The sequence below is a fragment of the Bacillus sp. M5A3_1b genome (genome assembly GCF_053345335.1).
Genome location: NZ_JBKEZY010000013.1, coordinates 1 through 21,131 on the forward strand (window position 1 = coordinate 1; position 21,131 = coordinate 21,131).

Annotated in this window: 18 protein-coding genes and 12 tRNA genes; 2 read left to right on the plus strand and 28 right to left on the minus strand. The window is 37.9% G+C overall.

Annotation, left to right across the window (positions count from 1 at the left end; all coding sequences use genetic code 11):
- Positions 1–101: 101 nt before the first annotated feature.
- The 13 genes from ACLBWW_RS25255 to ACLBWW_RS25315 form a co-directional block, all read right to left on the minus strand.
- Positions 102–172, minus strand: a tRNA-Gly gene (locus ACLBWW_RS25255).
- 1 nt (position 173) lies between these two features.
- Positions 174–250, minus strand: a tRNA-Pro gene (locus ACLBWW_RS25260).
- A 3-nt stretch (positions 251–253) separates the two neighbouring features.
- A tRNA-Arg gene (locus ACLBWW_RS25265) sits at positions 254–330 on the minus strand.
- A gap of 97 nt (positions 331–427) precedes the next feature.
- Positions 428–510, minus strand: a tRNA-Leu gene (locus ACLBWW_RS25270).
- Positions 511–526: 16 nt separating this feature from the next.
- Positions 527–599 (minus strand) — tRNA-Lys (locus ACLBWW_RS25275).
- 5 nt (positions 600–604) lie between these two features.
- A tRNA-Gln gene (locus ACLBWW_RS25280) sits at positions 605–679 on the minus strand.
- 87 nt (positions 680–766) lie between these two features.
- Positions 767–842: transfer RNA gene (locus ACLBWW_RS25285), tRNA-Asp, on the minus strand.
- Positions 843–845: 3 nt separating this feature from the next.
- Positions 846–922 (minus strand) — tRNA-Met (locus ACLBWW_RS25290).
- 22 nt (positions 923–944) lie between these two features.
- Positions 945–1,020 (minus strand) — tRNA-Val (locus ACLBWW_RS25295).
- 4 nt (positions 1,021–1,024) lie between these two features.
- Positions 1,025–1,099, minus strand: a tRNA-Glu gene (locus tag ACLBWW_RS25300).
- Between the two features lie 8 nt (positions 1,100–1,107).
- Positions 1,108–1,198: transfer RNA gene (locus ACLBWW_RS25305), tRNA-Ser, on the minus strand.
- Positions 1,199–1,201: 3 nt separating this feature from the next.
- A tRNA-Asn gene (locus ACLBWW_RS25310) sits at positions 1,202–1,276 on the minus strand.
- A 113-nt stretch (positions 1,277–1,389) separates the two neighbouring features.
- The gene (locus ACLBWW_RS25315; protein ID WP_048542876.1) at positions 1,390–1,848 is read right to left on the minus strand and encodes a SprT family protein; all 459 of its coding nucleotides are present in this window, start codon (positions 1,846–1,848) and stop codon (positions 1,390–1,392) included.
- Positions 1,849–2,043: 195 nt separating this feature from the next.
- Here ACLBWW_RS25315 and cmpA point away from each other — a divergent pair, with 195 nt between their 5' ends.
- A complete protein-coding gene (gene cmpA, locus ACLBWW_RS25320; protein WP_001143642.1) occupies positions 2,044–2,160 on the plus strand; it encodes a cortex morphogenetic protein CmpA in 117 nt (38 codons plus the stop codon).
- A gap of 57 nt (positions 2,161–2,217) precedes the next feature.
- On the opposite strand, the gene ACLBWW_RS25325 is transcribed toward cmpA, so the two are convergent.
- The 6 genes from ACLBWW_RS25325 to acpS form a co-directional block, all read right to left on the minus strand.
- Positions 2,218–4,386: a Tex family protein gene (locus tag ACLBWW_RS25325; RefSeq protein ID WP_116443154.1), complete on the minus strand. Its 2,169-nt coding sequence runs from the start codon at positions 4,384–4,386 to the stop codon at positions 2,218–2,220.
- 68 nt (positions 4,387–4,454) lie between these two features.
- Entirely contained in the window at positions 4,455–4,805 is a 351-nt protein-coding gene (gene ndoA / locus ACLBWW_RS25330; protein WP_000635963.1) for a type II toxin-antitoxin system endoribonuclease NdoA, read from the minus strand.
- Positions 4,806–4,809: 4 nt separating this feature from the next.
- Entirely contained in the window at positions 4,810–5,097 is a 288-nt protein-coding gene (locus ACLBWW_RS25335; protein ID WP_000004570.1) for an antitoxin EndoAI, read from the minus strand.
- A gap of 309 nt (positions 5,098–5,406) precedes the next feature.
- A complete protein-coding gene (gene alr / locus ACLBWW_RS25340; protein WP_088061745.1) occupies positions 5,407–6,576 on the minus strand; it encodes an alanine racemase in 1,170 nt (389 codons plus the stop codon).
- A 118-nt stretch (positions 6,577–6,694) separates the two neighbouring features.
- Positions 6,695–7,645, minus strand: coding sequence for a LolA family protein (locus ACLBWW_RS25345; protein ID WP_002096914.1), 951 nt, complete (start codon positions 7,643–7,645; stop codon positions 6,695–6,697).
- A gap of 156 nt (positions 7,646–7,801) precedes the next feature.
- Positions 7,802–8,161, minus strand: coding sequence for a holo-ACP synthase (acpS, locus tag ACLBWW_RS25350; protein WP_000635044.1), 360 nt, complete (start codon positions 8,159–8,161; stop codon positions 7,802–7,804).
- Between the two features lie 92 nt (positions 8,162–8,253).
- Between acpS and ACLBWW_RS25355 the strand changes: the two genes are divergently transcribed.
- Entirely contained in the window at positions 8,254–8,826 is a 573-nt protein-coding gene (locus tag ACLBWW_RS25355) for a rhomboid family intramembrane serine protease (protein WP_000906923.1), read from the plus strand.
- Here the strand turns inward: ACLBWW_RS25355 and uvsE are convergent.
- The 9 genes from uvsE to hppD form a co-directional block, all read right to left on the minus strand.
- A complete protein-coding gene (uvsE, locus tag ACLBWW_RS25360) occupies positions 8,819–9,781 on the minus strand; it encodes a UV DNA damage repair endonuclease UvsE (protein WP_048542883.1) in 963 nt (320 codons plus the stop codon). The two genes, ACLBWW_RS25355 and uvsE, sit on opposite strands and share 8 nt — an antisense overlap.
- 92 nt (positions 9,782–9,873) lie before the next feature.
- Positions 9,874–11,460 carry a DEAD/DEAH box helicase gene (locus ACLBWW_RS25365; RefSeq protein ID WP_000206596.1) on the minus strand — a complete coding sequence of 529 codons (1,587 nt, stop codon included), beginning with the start codon at positions 11,458–11,460 and terminating at the stop codon, positions 9,874–9,876.
- A 305-nt stretch (positions 11,461–11,765) separates the two neighbouring features.
- Complete coding sequence (gene murF / locus ACLBWW_RS25370; protein WP_048542885.1) at positions 11,766–13,142, minus strand: UDP-N-acetylmuramoyl-tripeptide--D-alanyl-D-alanine ligase; 1,377 nt, start codon at positions 13,140–13,142, stop codon at positions 11,766–11,768.
- Positions 13,143–13,202: 60 nt separating this feature from the next.
- The gene (locus tag ACLBWW_RS25375; protein ID WP_048542886.1) at positions 13,203–14,288 is read right to left on the minus strand and encodes a D-alanine--D-alanine ligase; all 1,086 of its coding nucleotides are present in this window, start codon (positions 14,286–14,288) and stop codon (positions 13,203–13,205) included.
- A 369-nt stretch (positions 14,289–14,657) separates the two neighbouring features.
- Entirely contained in the window at positions 14,658–15,929 is a 1,272-nt protein-coding gene (locus tag ACLBWW_RS25380) for an MDR family MFS transporter (protein ID WP_048542888.1), read from the minus strand.
- Positions 15,930–16,037: 108 nt separating this feature from the next.
- Positions 16,038–17,453: an amino acid permease gene (locus tag ACLBWW_RS25385; RefSeq protein ID WP_000809356.1), complete on the minus strand. Its 1,416-nt coding sequence runs from the start codon at positions 17,451–17,453 to the stop codon at positions 16,038–16,040.
- Between the two features lie 230 nt (positions 17,454–17,683).
- Positions 17,684–18,856: a homogentisate 1,2-dioxygenase gene (locus tag ACLBWW_RS25390; RefSeq protein ID WP_048542891.1), complete on the minus strand. Its 1,173-nt coding sequence runs from the start codon at positions 18,854–18,856 to the stop codon at positions 17,684–17,686.
- A complete protein-coding gene (locus ACLBWW_RS25395; RefSeq protein ID WP_048542893.1) occupies positions 18,822–19,778 on the minus strand; it encodes a fumarylacetoacetate hydrolase family protein in 957 nt (318 codons plus the stop codon). Before ACLBWW_RS25395 ends, ACLBWW_RS25390 begins: the two co-directional genes overlap by 35 nt.
- Positions 19,779–19,844: 66 nt before the next feature.
- The gene (hppD, locus tag ACLBWW_RS25400) at positions 19,845–20,963 is read right to left on the minus strand and encodes a 4-hydroxyphenylpyruvate dioxygenase (protein ID WP_000810916.1); all 1,119 of its coding nucleotides are present in this window, start codon (positions 20,961–20,963) and stop codon (positions 19,845–19,847) included.
- Positions 20,964–21,131 lie beyond the last annotated feature (168 nt).

The following is a 21,131-nucleotide window of genomic DNA, read 5'->3' on the forward strand; positions in this document are numbered from 1 at the left end:
AGCCAGGATCAAACTCTCCAATAAAGTTAGTTTGTCTAGCATCTAAAAATAAAAATTGACGTTTCACGTTGTTTGTTTCGTTCAGTTTTCAAAGAACTAAAAGCGGGTGAAGAGAATCGAACTCTCGACCAGAGCTTGGAAGGCTCTTGTTTTACCACTAAACTACACCCGCGTGGTCGGGAAGACAGGATTTGAACCTGCGACCCCCTGGTCCCAAACCAGGTGCTCTACCAAGCTGAGCCACTTCCCGTTATGGCGCGCCCGAGAGGAGTCGAACCCCTAACCTCTTGATCCGTAGTCAAACGCTCTATCCAATTGAGCTACGGGCGCTTATTCATGATGTTTTTTCGTCGTTGTATTTTGGCGACTCAATTATCTTATCATACTACATTTTCAAATGCAAGTACTTTTTAAAAAGATTTTTTGATGCGGCCGAGAGGACTTGAACCTCCACGGGGTTTCCCCCACTAGGCCCTCAACCTAGCGCGTCTGCCGTTCCGCCACGACCGCGCGGAAAAAACAAAAGTGAGCCATGAAGGATTCGAACCTTCGACCCTCTGATTAAAAGTCAGATGCTCTACCAACTGAGCTAATGGCTCGTAAATGGCTGGGCTAGCTGGATTCGAACCAGCGCATGACGGAGTCAAAGTCCGTTGCCTTACCGCTTGGCTATAGCCCATCGAAATATTCATCTTCTTTTCAAAGACAAATGTTATTGTAACATAATGTCCAATAAAAAACAACTGCCAAATAGCAGAAGTTAAAATGGCGGTCCCGACCGGGGTCGAACCGGCGATCTCCTGCGTGACAGGCAGGCATGTTAACCACTACACCACGGGACCATTTGGTTGCGGGGACAGGATTTGAACCTGCGACCTTCGGGTTATGAGCCCGACGAGCTACCGTGCTGCTCCACCCCGCGATGATACTATTTATATAATATATGGTGGAGGATGACGGGATCGAACCGCCGACCCCCTGCTTGTAAGGCAGGTGCTCTCCCAGCTGAGCTAATCCTCCGAAGTGGTGACCCGTACGGGATTCGAACCCGTGTTACCGCCGTGAAAGGGCGGTGTCTTAACCACTTGACCAACGGGCCAGTATGTATGGCAGAGAAGAAGGGATTCGAACCCTCGCACCGCGTTAGCGATCTACTCCCTTAGCAGGGGAGCCCCTTGAGCCACTTGGGTACTTCTCTGTATGGCTCCGCAGGTAGGACTCGAACCTACGACCGATCGGTTAACAGCCGATAGCTCTACCACTGAGCTACTGCGGAATAATAAAGACAATTTGTATCTTATAAAATTTCTTATCGTAAGTCAAGATGTTTTTCTCAACATCTTGTACAAACGTGACATGTTTATAATATACTGGATTGCGTTTTCACTGTCAAGATGTTTTCTTTATTAGGCTCAGTTTCCCTTTACACTTTCCGCAGACATATCTTTTTGTATTTATTTGACGTCTTCTTACATATTGAAGCAAACAGCCCATACATTCATACGTATAAACCTTTTTTTCCTTCTCTTCATTAATTATTCGTTTACAGAAGCGTGGTGCATCAACTTCTTTTAACAATTCACGAAAATCTCTATCCCGGTGCTTATAGCCCCTTCCTGTAATATGTAAGTGATAATGACAAAGCTCATGTTTAATGATTCCGACTAACTCTTCTTTCCCATACATTTCGTAATATCGATAATTCAGTTCAATATTGTGTGTATTCAATAGATAACGTCCACCAGTTGTACGCAACCTACTATTGAACATAGCTCTATGTAAAAATGGCATTCCGAAGTATTGTAGTGATACTTCTTCCACCAGACGCTGTATTTCTTGCTCATCCACTCTCATTCCTCCTAAACTAAAAAATATTTTTACACTTTTCTCCTCCCTTATACATATATTAAATAGTACATATACCCATCCTCATTCAAGAAGCGTGGTTTCTAAAAATATAGCATGAATAGAAATCCACTCACCAACCTCTCATCAATAGTACCTTACATTTTTGAGAGTAGGATTAAACAAGGAGGGATTCCTATGCCTACGTGGCTAAAAAAACAAATGCAACGCGCATATTTTGAAAAAAACCGGTATCAAATTAAATTACTAAATGAATGCTGGTTTTATTATAGCAAAATACATCAAAGCTCATAATCCATTACACGTTTTATCCCATAAAAAAAGAGCAGTTTCATCTGCTCTCTCCTCTTACTATTCAATCGGCAACATGGATAGTGCAACGCGACCTTTTTTCGTATCAATATCATCTACCCATACCTTGACGATTTGTCCGACAGATACAATATCTAACGGATGCTTCACATACTGTTTGCTTAGTTTAGAAATATGTACTAAACCATCTTGTTTTACACCTACATCAACAAAAGCACCAAAATCAACAACGTTACGAACTGTTCCTTCCAGTTCCATACCACGTTTTAAATCTTCTAATTTCAAAATCCCTTTTTTCAGAAGCGGTTTAGGCAACTCATCCCTCATGTCTCGCTCTGGACTAATGAGCGCATCTATAATATCAACTAATGTCGGCTCCCCAACTCCCGTTTCTTGCGATAACTTAGAAATCTCCACTTCTTCTAAGCTCTTTTGTAATTGCAATTGCCCTACGTCATCTTTTGATAACCCTAGACTCTTCAATAACAATTCAACATTTTTATATTGTTCTGGATGAATACCCGTTCGATCTAACGGATTTGCCCCTTCTAATATACGTAAGAAACCTATGCATTGTTCATATGTCTTCGCACCTAGACGCGGTATTTTCTTTAAGTCTGTTCGTTTTGTAAATTTCCCTTCTTCTTCACGCTTTGCCACAATATTTTTCGCAACAGTTTTCGATAAACCCGAAACATATTGCAATAACGCAACTGAAGCTGTATTTACATTCACACCGACTTGGTTAACTGCCGTCTCTACTACAAATGTTAATGATTCATTCAACCTCTTTTGAGATACATCATGTTGGTATTGTCCAACCCCAACTGATTTCGGATCAATCTTCACAAGTTCAGCAAGTGGATCTTGCAGACGTCTCCCAATAGAAACAGCACTTCTTTCTTCAACCTGTAAATTCGGAAATTCCTCACGAGCTAAATCGGAGGCCGAATACACACTCGCACCAGCTTCGTTCACAATAATATAGAAGACTTCTCGTTTCACATTTTGTAATACATCAACTATAAATTCTTCCGATTCTCTAGAAGCTGTACCATTCCCAATCGCAATCATTTCAACTTGATATTTATCTATAATAGAAAGAACTTTCGTTTTTGCATCTTCATATTTACGAACAGGTGGATGCGGATAAATAACATCAATATATAGAACCTTCCCAGTATCATCTACAACAGCTAATTTACAACCCGTTCTATATGCAGGATCTAAAGCTAACACAACCTTTCCTTTCATTGGAGGTTGTAATAACAAATTACGTAAGTTCTCAGAAAAAATATGTATCGCTTGTTCCTCAGCTGTTTCTGTTAATTCTTTTCGAATCTCTCTTTCAATGGAGGATTGAATTAATCGTTTATAACCATCCTCAATTGCTAACTTTACATAATGTGCACTTTTAGAATCGTTATCACGAATTACTCTCTTATATAAGAAAGTTACTATCTCATCTACTGGTGGAACAACAGAAACTCTCAATATATCTTCTTTCTCACCGCGATTCATCGCTAATACACGATGCGGCACTACTTTCTGCAACGGTTCTTCATAACTGTAATACATTTCATATATATTCTTTTCATCTTTCTCTTCATCTTTTACGGACGAAGACATAACACCTTTTCTAAAAGTAACATTCCGAATCCAACTACGATAAGCTGCTTCATCTGAAACGATTTCTGCAATAATGTCTTGGGCACCTTGTAATGCTTCTTCTGCAGATTGCACTTCTTTCTCTGCGTTAATAAACTCCACTGCCTTCTGATTTGGATCTTCTTTCTTATATAACAATAACCATTCAGCTAACGGCTCTAGTCCTTTTTCTTTTGCAATCGTTGCTTTCGTTCTTCTTTTCTCTTTATATGGACGATATAAATCTTCTACTTCTTGCAACTTTACAGCTTTAACAATTTGCTGACGTAACTCTCCTGTCAGTTTCCCCTTCTCATCAATAAGACGAAGAACCTCTTCTTTCCTATCTTCAAGCTGCATCATATATTGCCATCTCTCTAAAATTGTACGAATTTGCACTTCATCTAAAGAGCCTGTCCATTCTTTTCGGTAACGAGCAATAAATGGAACTGTGTTACCTTCTTCTGTTAATTGAATAACATGACGAACTTGCTTTTCGGTAAAGCCTAATTCCTTCACTAACATTTTCATTAACGCTTGTCGATTATCTACCATTTCCATATACAACCGTAACCTCCTCTATAATAAAAAAAAGTTGCCCTGTAAAGAGAGCAACTTAAACTGCCGATTTAAAAATCTATTAGTCCTAAACTAATTTGTAGCGCTTCATCTACACGAATCATCATCACTTCATCTAAGTGAGTGATTTTGTCCGTTAAGCGCTGCTTATCGATTGTTCGAATCTGCTCAAGTAAAATAACAGAATCTCTCTCAAAACCGTACTTTTTCGCATCAATTTCCACATGAGTGGGTAATTTAGCTTTTTGAATCTGTGCAGTAATAGCCGCTACAATCACCGTTGGACTAAAACGATTTCCGATGTCATTTTGAATGACAAGAACCGGACGAACGCCTCCTTGCTCAGAACCAACAACTGGGGAAAGGTCTGCAAAATACACGTCGCCGCGTTTTACAATCAAAATATTACCCCCCGCTAACTAAGCGTTCTACTGTATGAGCTGCTTCATACTCTGCTAAGAAAGCTTCCGATGCAATACCAAGATTAATTTTTCCCATTTCAATGTACCCACGTCGCATTGATTCATGTTGGTAGCGTTTCTTCGTCTTATGTTGACGCAATAACAGTTGTGTTGCCTGGCAAATTAGTTCATGGCGATTCTTATTCTCTTGTTTTCCAATTCCGTCCAATTCCGTTACCATTTGCTTTGGCAACCGAACCACGATTTCAGTAGTTACACTTGATTCGGACACAAAAATACACCTCCACCGTCAACTACACACCCAAATATATATATGACACCTATTGTAATAATACCATTGTATGGAGCCTGTTGCAAAGACTTCCTTATTCCTTGCTTATGTTTTCCAATTCACAAACAAAACATTCATATTCTTTTATTTTTATCTTATTACAAACAAGAAACGAAAGAGTTTCCCAGCAAAATTCACGTTAAATTATGTTAAAAGTAATGATAAGTAAAAAGCTTCTCATCAAAAATGAGCTTATTCTTAACCAATGAACAGTCCTCTCAAATGACAAGAAGCAAACCATACTACCTTCTATATATTGTTCAAATAATTGATTACTTCTACAACCTTGCCGTGCCGTATGAATATTCTCGGCACACGGAAGCTTATCGTTGCAATAATTTCATAATTAATAGTCCCAGAATATTCAGCAACCTCAGTAGCACTAATATACTCATCACCTTGTTTTCCAATGAGTGTAACTTTCGTACCAAGCGGCACTTCACAAGGAAGGTGTATCATGAATTGATCCATTGTTACTCGACCTACAATCGGTACCCTTTTACCATTTATAAGCACTTCGAACCCTTGTAATCTTCTAAGCCATCCATCTGCATATCCAATCGCAACAGTCGCAATCCATTCTTCCGTTTTCGTTCGGTAAGTGACGTTATAACTAATCCCATCCCCTTTAATCACCTGTTTAATATGAGCAACTTTCGTATGCAGTGATAGCGCTGGTTCTAATTTAAACGGTAAAAAAGGGCGTATTTCTACAGACGGAGATAACCCATACATCGCAATGCCAATTCGTACTGCATTAAATGTAATCCCTTGAAAACGTAGCGTTGCAGCACTATTAGCTGTATGGACAAACTTAGGATCCACTCCGAACTCTTTCAACCAACTTAACTGCTGCAAAAATGTGTTATATTGCTTATCAAAGTAAGAAGTCTCCACCTCATCCGCTGTTGCAAAATGTGTATAAACTCCTTCTAATTCTAAAAATGGCGCACCTTCTAAACTCTTTAAAAATGCTTTTAATTCTTTTCGTTCGCGTATTCCAATTCTCCCCATACCACTATCGAAATTAATATGGTATTTCATTGTAGATGAACCATCCCAAAGTTTGATCGCTTCATCCACCCATTCTTTTTGAAAAACAGTTAACGCTACATCATTTTCAGCAGCTACATTGACATCACGAGGCGGGGAAGGACCTAACACTAAAATCGGCACAGTAATACCAGCCCTTCGAAGCACTAGAGCTTCATCTAAAAAGGCAACCGCTAACCTTGTCGCCCCTGCTTCTAATGCCGTTTTAGCTACCGGTACATAATCGTGTCCATATGCATTCGCCTTGACTACAGCAAAAATCTCTACATCACTTGGAATGAAATCTTTAATGTGTGTAATATTGTTATAGATCGCATCTAAATCCACTTCCACCCAAGTGTCACGGTAAAATGGTGCTTCTTCCATAAACACACTTCCTTATACACGATATGCGAAGCTTATTCTTTTATATGCTTCTTTTATGAAATCCACCCTTCAAACTAAGAAAAGACGTGGTGCACATATATCACCACGTCTAAGAAGTTTACTTCACTTGCTTCTCTGTAACTGAACGAGCAACCATTAATAGCTCCTTCGGCTCTAAACCTTTAGACACGAGCATATATTCTACTCCGTTATGCGACCACGTTAAAGAATCTTTCGTCAATGCCCCAATTGTAAAGCCAAGATCAACCAATTCTCCGCTCACACTTATCGCTGACGAAGCCTCTGCAACTTTTGCCTTTTCTTGTATCAAAGTAAAGGATTTCTTACTTCCAGTGTATGTGAGTATCGCACGCTTGCCACTGTCTGTCTTCAACTCTTTTTCATCTTTCAAAACCATACCTTGCGGCGTATCACGCGGATACAAAATAGCAAATGGTTTGTCTTCTTTCGCTGTTGTTTGAACATCTACTTGCGCTCTAGACATATTTTGTTTCGTATCAAATGCACCTTTATCAAATTTCGCATCAAATTTCACTTTTGAGAAATCTACTTTCACAAGAACATTTTGATCATTATCCATTAACTTCACCGAAACTGGTGTTAAATCACTTTTCTTCAATGTAATCTCTTGTTTCGGCAACATGTTTTGATGTTGATAGTTTGTTTTTGTTTTAAAAATATAATACTTATCTGTTTTTTCAAAAGTAAGGTTTTTCTTATCCTGCAAAATATCTCTCACAAGGGATTCATATAAATAAGCCTGGCTACTATTTTGCGGCCAATCACTTTGGAAACGGAAACTCTTATTAAGTGCTGGCGTTAATACAAATACCCCTTCTTCATTTCTTAAAATAATTTGGCTTTGATCTTTTTTCGCATTCTGCAAATTCACACGATAAAAAGAAGGTTCCTTATGCCATATTTCTACCTTGTACTCCTGAGGCTCATTCCCTGTTTTAATAGATAATTTTGCTTCAGCTTGATAACTTTTCATCCCTTTTACTTTCGCCTCTAAATCTCTCACAACATCATCTTGTTTCTTTTCCATACAACCCGCCAACACAAAAACGGTTAATAAACCGACAAGAACTAAAAACAGACGCCTTTTCATCACTTCAGCCCCTTTGCCCCTATAAATGAATGGAAGATGTACCTTCCTTATCGCTACATCAAATATATGAGACAAAGATATAAAATATGCAGACTAGCGTGACGAGCTTTCTAAAACAACTTGAGCAACAGCAAATTCCTTACTATGACTAATTGATAAATGAACAATATGCTCTGTACTTGTAACGAGAATCGGCTTACCTCTATCATCATTCCTTACTTCAATATCTAAAAAACTTACTTCTTTTCCAATACCAGTTCCTACCGCTTTTGAATACGCCTCTTTCGCTGCAAATCTTCCAGCTACAAACTCTGTAAGGCGACTTCCCTTCAGCTCCTTAGCAACATTACGTTCACTTTCAGTTAAAATACGCTCCATAAATTTAAGTTTTCCATCTAGCATTTTTTCAATTCGATTCAATTCAATAATATCGATTCCAATCCCTACAATCATTTCAAAATCCCCTTCTTCTATTTAGCTTTCTTTTTTCATATTGTAAGAATAACAGAGAATCTTTCTGATGCAAAAGGAGTGATACTCACAACATGCTAATACCTTCTGCCCGCATTTCCTTACAACCAATCGTCATCGCTTTACTTCTCATACAATTAGTCATGATTATGTTAGGCGACTTTCTTCTCTTTCCCATGGCATCCTACAATGAATATATCGCTAAAGGAGAATGGTGGCGTCTCATAACTTCCTTACTTGTACATGTAGACTTACAACATTTCCTTTCTAATAGTATTTGTTTATTTGTGCTTGGCTCTTCTATCGAAAAACAACTAGGGCACTTTTCTTTCATCATTATTTTTTTCCTTTCTGGAATTCTTGGAAATATTTCTTCTTATCTCATTATGCCTCTTGAATATATTCATGCCGGGGCATCTGGTGGTATTTTCGGATTGCTAGGTGCACAATTATTTCTATTGTATAGTCGATATCGTTCTTCCAATCCAAGAGACATTGCTATTTTTTCAATCATGATATGTATATTACTACTATTCACTTTCTTCAATCCCTCCGCTAACCCTATAAGCCATTTAACAGGATTGATTATTGGTGGTATTTGCACTCCTTTATTAACAAAAAAATTCGATGGTGCAGAGCTTATTTAATATAAAAGCTCGCACCATCGACAATTTCTACATCTGTTTGTTTACTTAAATCTCTCATTAGTTGAAATAAAGACTCATCCTTCTTCTTCGCTTCAATCATACAATCAATTTGCGGAACACTTCCCTTTATCTTTTTTAAAAAAGATAAAAAAGTATCTACATCAATAAAGTCCGCATGCGCTCTCGGGTCTTTTCCCTCTCTAGGACTAGAAATGTGCATTTTCACTGGTAACAAAGACGATTCCCACGTATGTACAACACGCGCCCAATCTTCATGCCAATCTTCTCGATCATTATTCATCATATGGTGATGCAAATCAAACACGACTGGAATATCTAATTTTTCACCTAAATACAATGTTTCTTCTAAAGAAAAGGTCGTATCATCATTTTCTAATATGACCATCTCTTGGATACTTCTTGGAACACTTGACCAATTTTCTATAAAGCGTTCTAATGCGAGTTCCTTATCTTTATAGCCTCCACCCACATGTAATACGCATCGTTGCTTATGTTCAATCCCCATACCTTTTAATAATTTTTTATGCATCTGCAATGTCTTTACAGATTGTTTAAAAATATTCTCTTCAGGTGAATTCAGCACAACGAAATGATCTGGATGAAAATCAATACGCATATTCATTCGAATAGCGTAATCACCTAGTACTTTTAAATTTTCTTTTAAGGGGCGAATATAGTTCCACTCTAACAACTCCTCATGATTCGCTAAAGGAACAAGCTTGGAACTAAGCCGAAAGAAAGATATATCATGCCCTTTATTATGCTTTAATAACCGTAAACAATTTTCTAAATTCGAATTAGCAATTCTTTCGAGTTTACGAATTGCAGCCTCTCGATCACCAATTCGTTGAAACTGCGCATATGTCATCGTTTGAGATGGAGATGCATTCTTTAAATGTACACTCATCGCAACATATCCAAGTCTTACAAGCATGTAGCACCTCTTTTCTACACAAGTTATTATGTAGTATGTACAATTACAGAAATAAAAAAAGAGAATGCCAGCAAAGGGCATTCTCTTTTTTATTAAGCTTGTGGACGGCTATGATGTTTTCTTTCGCCACGTCCATTTGAAGATCCAGGGCGACCTTGACCTTCACCTTTACGACCACGGCTACCACCATCACGATTGCGATCACGGTTACGGCCATCGCCACCACGGCTACCACCATCACGATTGCGATCACGGTTACGACCATCGCCACCGCCGCGTCCGTCACGACTACGATTACGGTTACCATCACGGTATCCGCCTCCGTTACCGCCGCGTTTTTTAGAACCGCCACCTCTTGAAACAACTGGTGGTTCTGACGTTAAAGCGATTGGAGTTGTATCTGGCTCTTTTGTCATCATTTTTAAAGCAGCAGCTACTACTGTTACAGAATCATTCTCTTCTAACATTTCTTCTGCAATACGCTTGTAGTATGATAAATTATCATTTTCAATTGTGCTTTGAAGTTTTTCAGCGATTAAACGTTGTTGACCTTCTAATGCCTCGTCAAGTGTCGGTGCTTCCATACGATCAACTTTACGTTTTGTAGTGCGCTCGATATTTTTTAATTGTCCTGATTCACGTGGTGTTACAAATAACATTGCAATACCTTTTTTACCTGCACGGCCAGTACGACCGATACGGTGAACGTATGATTCTGGATCTTGTGGGATATCGAAGTTATATACATGTGTTACGCCTGAAATATCAAGACCACGTGCAGCAACGTCTGTTGCAACAAGAACTTCAATAGCACCTTCTTTAAATTTACGTAATACAGACATACGCTTCGCTTGTGTTAAGTCACCGTGAATACCTTCTGCTGCATAACCACGTAAGTTTAATGCTTCTGATAATTCATCAACACGACGCTTTGTACGACCGAATACGATTGCAAGCTCTGGAGATTGAATATCTAATAAGCGTGTTAACACGTCAAACTTTTTCTTTTCTTGCACTTCTAAATAGAACTGCTGAATGTTTGGCATTGTTACTTCTTTTGCTTTTACTTTAATGTGTTGAGGCTCAGTCATGAAACGCTCAGCAATACGACGGATTGGATCTGGCATTGTCGCTGAGAATAATAATGTTTGATGTGTATCTGGCACATCTGTTAAAATCGCTTCAATATCTTCAATGAAGCCCATGTTTAACATTTCATCCGCTTCGTCAAGAACAACTGTCTCTACGTTTTGTAAGCGAAGTGTTTTACGGTTAATATGATCTAAAATACGACCCGGCGTACCAACAATAATGTGTGGGTGTTTTTTTAGAGCACGAATTTGGCGGTTAATATCTTGACCACCATAGATTGGTAAAATACGAACGCGTTTATGTTTACCAATTTTGTACAGCTCTTCTCCAACTTGAATTGCTAATTCACGCGTTGGCGCGATAACAATACCTTGAACTGCTTCTTTATTTGTATCCACTTTATCTAATAGTGGTAATCCGAATGCTGCTGTTTTCCCTGTACCTGTTTGCGCTTGCCCAATAATATCCTTACCTTGCAATGCATGTGGAATTGTTTCAGCTTGAATCGGCGTAGCCTCTTCAAAGCCCATACTTTCAACAGATTGTAGTAAAGACTCACTTAATCCTAATTCTCGAAATGTTGTCAATGTTACTTCTCCTTTTCTATCCTATACTTATCATTTAAAAAAAGGCGTTTTCCGAATTTGCGGAAAAGCCCTTTTCCTGAATGCTCACGTATATAAACGGGCGTATATTCTTCGCGAAAATACTTCTAAACGTTATTACACTTTATCAATTATAAGTTTTGTATGTGCAAAAAGCAAACCCAACTGTTACCTTATTTTCATATTCAGAGTTTTTTTCTTCACTTTTATTTTTTTATATTTACTGTAAGCGCTTATTATAAGTTTCTTCTATTTTCGCATCTATCATCCCTATTTATATACACCAATTATTTCAACATCGTAATTACTTCTTCCAATTTCATGCCGCGAGATGCTTTTATTAATACAACATCTTTCACATCAACTACTGCTTGTAACTCTTTTACTAGCTCCTCTTTATTATCATACGCTTTTACACGCTCAATAGGGAAATTAATTTTCGCTCCTTCAGCAATTTGAGCCCCTAATTTACCATATGTGAACACATATGCAATTTTTGCTGGATCGATTAATTTACCGACTTCATAATGAAACTGTACTTCTTGATTTCCAAGCTCTAACATATCACCGAGTACAACGATCTTCTTAGCAAATCCATCTAAACCGTTCATTAAGTGGAATGCTGCTTCCATAGCTGTCGGACTTGCATTATAAGCATCATTGATAATTGTTAAACCACTATTTGTTTTTACAATTTCCATACGCATGCCTGTCATTTGCAGTGTTACTAAACCTTCTTTCATCTCTTCCCACGTTACACCAAAATATTTCGCAATTGCCATTGAAGCAAGCGTATTGTACACATTGTGTTTTCCTAATACTGGTAAGTAGAATGAAATATTCTCTTCTCTATTCATTTTAAAATGTGTCCCAGTCGCCTGTAATGTTACAGTCGTTGGATAGTAATCATTTGCTCTAGCATCACCAAAAGTAACTGCTTCAGCTATTAAATTCATTTCAGGAACACGATTTGTTAATAATGGCTCATCTCCGTTATATACGAACACTCCACCTTCTTGTAATCCTGTCACAATTTCTAATTTCGCTTCAGCAATTGCCTCACGAGAGCCTAAGTCCATTAAATGTGCCTCACCAATGTTCGTAATGATAGCTGCATTTGGACGAGCTAACTTAGATAAGAATTCAATTTCCCCTCGGCTGGACATACCCATTTCTAATACAGCTACTTCTGTATTTTCTTCTAAGTTTAAAATAGTAAGAGGTAACCCAATATGGTTATTAAAGTTGCCCTCTGTTTTTTGAACTTTGAATTTAGTTGCAAGAAGACTTGTTACAATATCTTTTGTAGATGTTTTACCGTTACTCCCTGTCACACCAATAACTTTCACATCCAATTGATTGCGATAGTTTTTCGCTAACATTTGTAATGCTGATAACGTGTCTTCCACAAAAATAACAGGAAGATTCTCAGGTGGATTTGCTACATCCTTCATCCATAATGTCGCCACAGCTCCATTTTCAACGGCTTTATCTACAAAAGCATGTCCATCGAAACGTTCACCTTGAATCGGAACATATAAGTTTCCATTTTCAATTTTTCTCGTATCAATAGAGACTCCTTGTATAGTAATTCCCTCATATTGCTCTGCTAATCCCGTACCATTTACCATCTGTTCTACTTGTTTTAACATTCGATTTATCATGAGAACACTCCTTACATAGAGGAAGCACTATTCCTGCGAATAGTGCTTCCTCCTTTTTTGTTAGATTGTATATTTAATTTTTTGTTTTTCTTCGTGACGGTCAATCGCTAAACGAATTAGCTCTTCAATTAATTCTGGATATGGTAATCCAGTATGTTGCCATAGTAGAGGGAACATACTAAACGGCGTAAACCCTGGCATCGTATTCACTTCGTTAATATATACTTCTCCGTCTTTCGTTAAGAAGAAATCAGCTCTTGTTAAGCCAGCACTATCTAACGATTGGAATGCAATAATCGCATCTCGCTTAATGACATTAGACTCTTCTTCTGTCATTTCAGCCGGAATAATTAATGCTGTATCGCCATCGATATATTTCGACTTATAATCATAGAAGTCCTTTTTCGGTACGATTTCACCTACAACTGAACATTTCGGTTCATCATTACCTAATACACCAACTTCTACTTCACGTCCAACAATATTTTCTTCTACAATAATTTTGCGGTCAAATTGGAATGCCTCTTCAAATGCATTCTCAAGCTCTTCACGATTTTTACACTTATTAATACCAACACTTGAACCAAGGTTTGCTGGTTTTACGAAGCAAGGATATCCTAAAACTTCTTCTACTTTTTCATATGCTGTTTCACAATCTTTTTCCCATGCACTACGAATAAACGATGCATACTTCGCTTGTTTCAATCCAGCTTCTGCAAAGATGTTTTTCATAACAACTTTATCCATACCAGCAGCAGATGCTAGAACACCATTTCCTACATAAGGAATGTTCATTAATTCTAATAATCCTTGAACCGTTCCATCTTCACCATTTGGTCCATGTAATAATGGGAAAATAACGTCGATAGCATTTTCCTCAGAAGCTGCAGATGGAATGATTTCTGTGCTTAATGATAACGGAGAAATCGCATTTTCTGCACCGCTCATTTTTAGATCTTCAACATCTGTTACTTCACCTTCAATACGCTCACCGCGCACCCATTGACCTTGTTCTGTAATATAAATTGGATGAATCTCGAATTTATCTTGATTTAACGCTTTAATAGCAGCAAGAGCCGTTTGTAGCGAAACTTGATGCTCAGCTGATTTTCCACCATATAATAAACCTAATTTAATTTTTGTCACTGAAATCACCCTAACCAATTGTTTTCATTTTTCTATTTTAGCACTTTTTATAAAAATAGGTAGTTCCTATTTGAAATAAAATGTAACTTCCACAAATAATTAAATGACACCACTTATTGGTTTTCTATACTTTTTCTACTTAACTTTCTTCATAAATATACAAAATTAAATTCTAAAATACAGTGAAACTTTAATTAACGAGGGGCCATCCCCACTAATTATCAGCCTGCACCAATCAGGCAGTTATCTCTAGCCGAATTTTAAGGTGGAAGTCTTACTGCCCACAAATAGCGGGATAAAATTGTAATCCAATCTAGTTATGTACCTAAAATATGTAGAAATCCCCTTTTTGTGTATGTCATCTACTCATTAAGAAGATTGTTTCGTCAGTGTGCCTTTTTGCCTTTGCTCAACGAGACGATCTAAAGAAACATATACAATACCTGCAACTACACATCCTACAGCTAAAATTGTAAATAGAAAGTGGCCAAGTAATCGATCCAATAAAAAACCGCCAAGAAGTGGACCGAATGCGCCTCCTGTAATCCACTGCAAACTGGCAGCTCCCATATAAGTCCCTCTCAAATGCTCAGGGGCCAAATTCGCTACAAACGTCATCTGTACAGGCGACATAATCATCTCACCTAACGTATATATGGCATAAACGAACAGCAACGTTATTAAAATAATCGTAGCATTTGCATCAAATTCTCCAAACCACTTCGGTAACCATCCTATAAAGAACAAACCAACTCCGAACAAACATGCACCATATAACATCGTCTTTCCGACAGGTTTATCTGTGGCCCATTTTGAAATTTGAAATTGGAACAACACAACTAATAGTCCATTTAAAGCCATTAAATATGGATATGGATTGTTAGTTCCAAAAATGCCTTTCATTTCATTATCAAAGTGCAGCGGCAACATGCCCTCTGTTTGAGAAAATCCCATCGAAATAATGATACCTGCTAACAAATAAATCATTAGTGCCTTATCTCTCATTACAATTTTCCAAACTGCCTCTGATTCCTTTTCTTTATTCTCTTCTTTAGTCGCACTCTTTGGCATTGTCTCTTGAATAAGAATGAATACAAGTAATGCATAAAATAACATCGTAGACGAGGCAATAATAAACACAAGGTTCTTCGACAACATAACTACTGAAGCACCCATTATCGGGCCAATTGCAGCACCTATATTGTGCCCCATTCGTAATAAACCATATGCTTCTGTTCTTTTTTCAGGCGCTGTTACATCCGCAACCATTGCTGATGCAGCGGGATGGAATAATGAATTACTGAGCCCTAAAAAAATAGATAAAATAGCATAAGGAATAAATCCTTCTATAAATAAAAAACCTAGCATGAACAAAGCATTACTCACCATTGAAAAAATCATTATTGGCTTTCTTCCATATATATCAGCAATCCTCCCACCAAGAAGAGAACCGAAACTTGCGGCAATCGGAGAAAGTGCCATAATAACCCCTACTTCCAATAACGAATCCACCTTATCTTTTAAATATAGGGCAAAAAAAGGCATCAACATCATCATTGCAATTCCATTTAACGTTTCGCCAATAAACCGAATCCATATGTTTCGGTCCATCTCCCTTAACTCACGCCACGTATTTTTCATACATTCCCCCCTCAGTTCCCCAACAATTATATTATATACAGAATCAGAAAAATGTAAATTTTCAGAACAAAAAATCCATCCTAACAGAATTAGAATGGATTTTTCAACTTATAAATTCGCTGCATCTTCTTCGTCTTTACTATTATTTAAAGCACTATGTTTTCGGCTATATAAGAAGTAAACCGCAATACCGATAACCATCCATACCCCAAAACTAATCCAAGCAGTTCCGGATAACTGAAGCATTAAATATAAACAAAAAATCACCGTTAATGCTGGTAAAAATGGTACAAGCGGTGCCTTAAATGCTCTTGGTAAATCCGGATGAGTTCTTCTCATTACAATAACAGCAACAGCTACAAGTGCAAAGGCTGATAAAGTCCCCATATTTACAAGATGCGCTAATACATTTAAATCTATTAATCCTGAAATAAGTGCTGCAATAATTCCTGTTGTCCATGTATTTAAAAATGGTGTTTTAAATTTTGGATGGACTTTAGCAAGGCGCTTCGGCAATAATCCATCTCTGCTCATTGCATACGAAACACGTACTTGCCCATACATCATAACTAACATTACTGTTGTGATTCCTGTAATTGCTCCTACTGAAATTACTCCCGCTAAACTATCTTGTCCAATAAATTGAAGTGCAAAAGCAACTGGATCTGATATATTTAACTGTCCGTATGGAACAATTCCTGTCAAAATAAGTGAAACAACAATATAAAGAACCGTACAAATTAATAAAGATGCAATAATGCCAATTGGTAAATCACGTTGTGGACGTTTCACTTCTTCTGCTGCCGTTGAAACTGCATCAAACCCTATGAATGCAAAAAACACTGTAGCAGCTCCAGCCATTACACCATCTAAGCCAAACGGCATAAAAGGTGTCCAATTTTCAGGTTTTACATAATTAAAACCAGCAAAGATAAATATGAGAACAACCGCTAATTTAATAAACACCATAATGTTATTTATTCGTGCACTTTCACGAACACCTCTAGATAAAAGAACTGTCATTACCAAAATAATTAGAACCGCAGGCAAGTCAATTATTCCACCCTTTCCTGTACCAGGGGCCGAGGAGAGAATGGTAGGAATATGGATCCCAAATCCCTTTAATAAAGATTGAAAATAAGCGGACCAACCGTTTGCTACAGCAGATGTAGCGAGTAAATACTCGAGCATTAAGTCCCATCCAATTAAAAATGCGAATACCTCTCCCATCGTCGCATATGTGTACGTATACACACTGCCTGAGACAGGAACTGAAGAAGCGAATTCAGCATAACAAAATGCAGCAAAGGCACAGGCTAACGCGGCTATCGCAAATGATAATATAATAGCTGGTCCAGAATGTTTTGCTGCTACCACGCCCGTTAGGACAAAAATACCTGTTCCAACAATTGCCCCGATTCCAAGCATAGTTAAATCCAATGCACCCAATGTTCTTGCTAATGTCTTTTGCTTACTCTCTTGCATTAGCTTTGCAATAGGCTTCTTTTGAAAAATTTGCTTCATAGCATGCTCCTCCAAGTTTTAAATTTTCTGAAAATTTTTAATTCGCTTTTTTATTTTACTCATTGCATTTTCCCCAGTCAATACTTTTGTCGAAATAAGTAGAAATCTTTCGGAACATACAATATCCTTATCGTTGTTTCTATATATCTTTCCGTATTTTTTTGGGTATTATTATACATGTCGATTCCACAAAAGAGGCATGCTCACTTATTGAGCATGCCTCTTTTTACTTATTTCACAGTATGTGAACCTTCTTCAATCCAGCTATACATATATTTTTCATCTTCTGTTTCATGTGCTTGCTTTACAATACGAAGCGGACGGAACGTGTCTATCATAACAGCTAGTTCAAGTGTTTCTTTCTTCCCTATACTTCCCTCTGTTTTCCCAGGATGCGGCCCATGAGGAATTCCGCTCGGATGAAGTGTAATAGAACCTTCTTCCACACCTTTCCGGCTCATAAAATTTCCTTCTACATAGTACAGTACTTCATCACTATTCACGTTACTATGATAATATGGTGCCGGAATAGATTCTGGATGATAGTCGTATAAACGTGGTACGAAAGAACAAATAACGAAATTGTGACCTTCGAACGTTTGATGTACTGGAGGTGGCTGATGAATACGGCCTGTGATTGGCTCAAAGTCCTCTACATTAAAGACCCACGGATATAAATAGCCATCCCAACCAACAACATCTAACGGATGGTGCCCTAAAACATGTTTATGCATATACCCTCGCGACTTTGTCATTACGACAAACTCACCTTTTTGATCATACGTCTCTAATTTTTCAGGACCACGAATATCTCTCTCACAAAACGGACTATGCTCTAACAATTGTCCATATTCATTCCGATAGCGACGCGGCGTTGTGATTTGACTATTTGCCTCTACAACAAGAAACTTAGTCTCTCCTTCATCTGGAATAACACGATAAATCGTTCCAATTGGGATTGTTACATAATCACCTTTTCGATAGTGAATCGTTCCAAACATCGTTTCAATTTTCCCTGTTCCGTAATGAACAAATAACATTTCATCACCATCACCATTACGGTAGAAATAGTCCATTTTTTCTGTCGGAGCCACTACTCCAATTAATAAATCCTCATTCCCAAGCATAAAATTCCTTCCGCTTACTGCATCGCCAGTTTTTTTATTTTCTTTCGTGCGAAAATGACGATGAGCAAGAGCTACATCTTCTTCATACTGCAACTGACAAGAATGAGATAATGCCGCATGACCTACTTCCGTTGGCATATAATGATGGTACAAAATAGATTGCGTACCAGAAAAACCTTTTGTTCCCATTACTTGTTCGCGATAAAGCGACCCATCTTTTTTACGGAATTGTACATGTCGTTTATGAGGTAGCTCCCCCATGTGACGATAAAACATGCCCATCACCTGCTTCCATTTCTTTTTTGACCGTATTACGTAACGTACCTAAACCAGTAATCGTAAGTTCTACAACATCCCCATCTTGCAGCCACTCTTCCGTACCCAGTTCTAAAACACAACCTGTTCCTACTGTCCCAGAACCAATCACATCGCCTGGATATAACGTAACGTCTTCCGAAGCACGTTCAATCATTTCAGCAAATGTATAGTAAATATCTTGGAAGTTCCCCTTTGATAATAGCTTTCCATTTACATGAGCAGTCATCTCTAACTCATAACGGTCACCGTTACGATAAACATCCAATTCCTCTTTCGTAACAAGGTGCGCTCCTAATGAAGTTGCAAAATCTTTTCCTTTTGCTGGACCAAGTCCTACCTTCATTTCTGTTGCTTGTAAGTCCCTTGCACTCCAGTCGTTCATAATACAATAACCAAAAATGTATTCCTCTGCTTGCTCACGAGAAATATTTCTTCCTTCTTTCCCAATTACGCAAGCGATCTCTAACTCATAATCAAGCTTTTTAGATTTCTTCGGACCAATTACAAAATCATCCGGACCAATTACAGCACGATGGTTCGTAAAATAAAAAACCGGGATATCGTACCATTCAGGTACAACCTCTAGCCCTCTCCGGCCGCGGGCCGTTTTTACATGCTGTTCAAACGCGTAAAAATCCCGAATACTACTCGGATTAGGAATTGCCGCCGCTAATTGCACTTCCTCTAAGGAATATATACCCTTTTCCGGATTCTCCATATTACGCAATACTTCTACATACTCATCCGCTTTCTCTAAAAAGGCGAACATAGAAGAAGGTAATTTTCCATCACTAGCAATATTCATATCAATTATTTTGTCACCTTCAAGCCATCCAGCTCGCATTTCTTTCGAAGGAAGACGAAATGTAACAAATTTCATCATGATTCCTCCCTATGAAAATGAAATTTCCACCAGCAAAGAGACTTTTGCTGGTGGATACAAATCTTATAAGTTTCCTCGACGTTCCTGTTCTCTTTCAATTGATTCAAATAATGCTTTAAAGTTCCCTTCCCCAAATCCGCGAGAACCTTTACGTTGAATAATTTCAATAAATAAAGTTGGACGATCTACAATTGGTTTCGTAAAGATTTGTAGTAAGTATCCTTCCTCATCGCGATCTACTAAAATCTTTAATTCTTTTAACCTATCAATTTCTTCATCAATTTTCCCAACTCGCGCACTTAACTCATCATAATAAGTATCAGGTGTATCTAAAAACTCCACGCCATTTTCACGCAGCGCTTCCACTGTTTTAACGATATCGCTTGTTAATAAAGCAAGATGTTGTACACCTGCTCCATTATAGAATTCTAGATATTCTTGAATTTGCGATTTTCTCTTTCCATCTGCTGGCTCGTTAATAGGGAACTTAATACGACTTCCATTTGTCATAACTTTCGACATTAATGCTGAATACTCTGTACTAATATCGTCATCATCAAAATGAATCATTTGTTTAAAGCCCATAACATTCTCATAATAGCTAACCCATTCTTCCATTTTCTCAACATTACCAACTACGTGATCTACAGCAATTAAACCTGACTCTTCAAATGGAATATTAAACTCCACTTGTTGGAATCCTGGCATAAATGTTCCTTTATAATTTTTACGCTCTACAAGCGTGTGAATTGTATCACCATACGTACCAATAACTGCTTTTTTCAGTGTACCGTTCTCGTCTGTTAATTCCACAGGTGGAGCAATTGCAACGGCACCACGTTTCACAGCTTCCGAATATGCTTTGTCAACATCGTCAACAAGTAAAGCAACATCTTTTACACCATCACCATGTGTCTTTACAAATTCTGCGATACGATTATCACTACTTAAAGCTCCAGACACAACGAAACGCATATTTTTTTGCACAAGAACATAAGATACCTTTTCACGGTTACCAGTTTCTAATCCAGAGTAAGCCACAATTTTGAACCCGAATGCTCTCGCAAGGTAATAACTTGATTGCTTTGCATTTCCTACGTAAAATTCCAAATGATCTACATCACGTACCGGAAAAAAGTCCTCCATTTGTGCAGCTAGCGTATCCATAGATTTTTGTTTCATAAAATCCTCATCCCCCTGTAAATAGATTAAATGGTTCATACTTAAAACCAACCGAAAACGCTTCCAACATTAATTAATAGAAATTAGTTAGCAAGCTAACAAATTCTGACCTTTAAAATTTTCTATCTTTTCTGTCAAATTCCTCTTTTTTTCTTACATATAAAATTC

Coding starts and splice junctions, on each gene's coding strand:
- cmpA (WP_001143642.1), top strand. CDS start 2,044: ATGCCTACGTGGCTAAAAAAACAAATGCAACGCGCATATTTTGAAAAA.
- ACLBWW_RS25325 (WP_116443154.1), bottom strand. CDS start 4,386: ATGGAAATGGTAGATAATCGACAAGCGTTAATGAAAATGTTAGTGAAG.
- alr (WP_088061745.1), bottom strand. CDS start 6,576: ATGGAAGAAGCACCATTTTACCGTGACACTTGGGTGGAAGTGGATTTA.
- ACLBWW_RS25345 (WP_002096914.1), bottom strand. CDS start 7,645: ATGGAAAAGAAACAAGATGATGTTGTGAGAGATTTAGAGGCGAAAGTA.
- acpS (WP_000635044.1), bottom strand. CDS start 8,161: ATGATTGTAGGGATTGGAATCGATATTATTGAATTGAATCGAATTGAA.
- ACLBWW_RS25355 (WP_000906923.1), top strand. CDS start 8,254: ATGCTAATACCTTCTGCCCGCATTTCCTTACAACCAATCGTCATCGCT.
- uvsE (WP_048542883.1), bottom strand. CDS start 9,781: ATGCTTGTAAGACTTGGATATGTTGCGATGAGTGTACATTTAAAGAAT.
- murF (WP_048542885.1), bottom strand. CDS start 13,142: ATGATAAATCGAATGTTAAAACAAGTAGAACAGATGGTAAATGGTACG.
- ACLBWW_RS25380 (WP_048542888.1), bottom strand. CDS start 15,929: ATGAAAAATACGTGGCGTGAGTTAAGGGAGATGGACCGAAACATATGG.
- ACLBWW_RS25385 (WP_000809356.1), bottom strand. CDS start 17,453: ATGAAGCAAATTTTTCAAAAGAAGCCTATTGCAAAGCTAATGCAAGAG.
- ACLBWW_RS25390 (WP_048542891.1), bottom strand. CDS start 18,856: ATGTTTTATCGTCACATGGGGGAGCTACCTCATAAACGACATGTACAA.
- ACLBWW_RS25395 (WP_048542893.1), bottom strand. CDS start 19,778: ATGAAATTTGTTACATTTCGTCTTCCTTCGAAAGAAATGCGAGCTGGA.
- hppD (WP_000810916.1), bottom strand. CDS start 20,963: ATGAAACAAAAATCTATGGATACGCTAGCTGCACAAATGGAGGACTTT.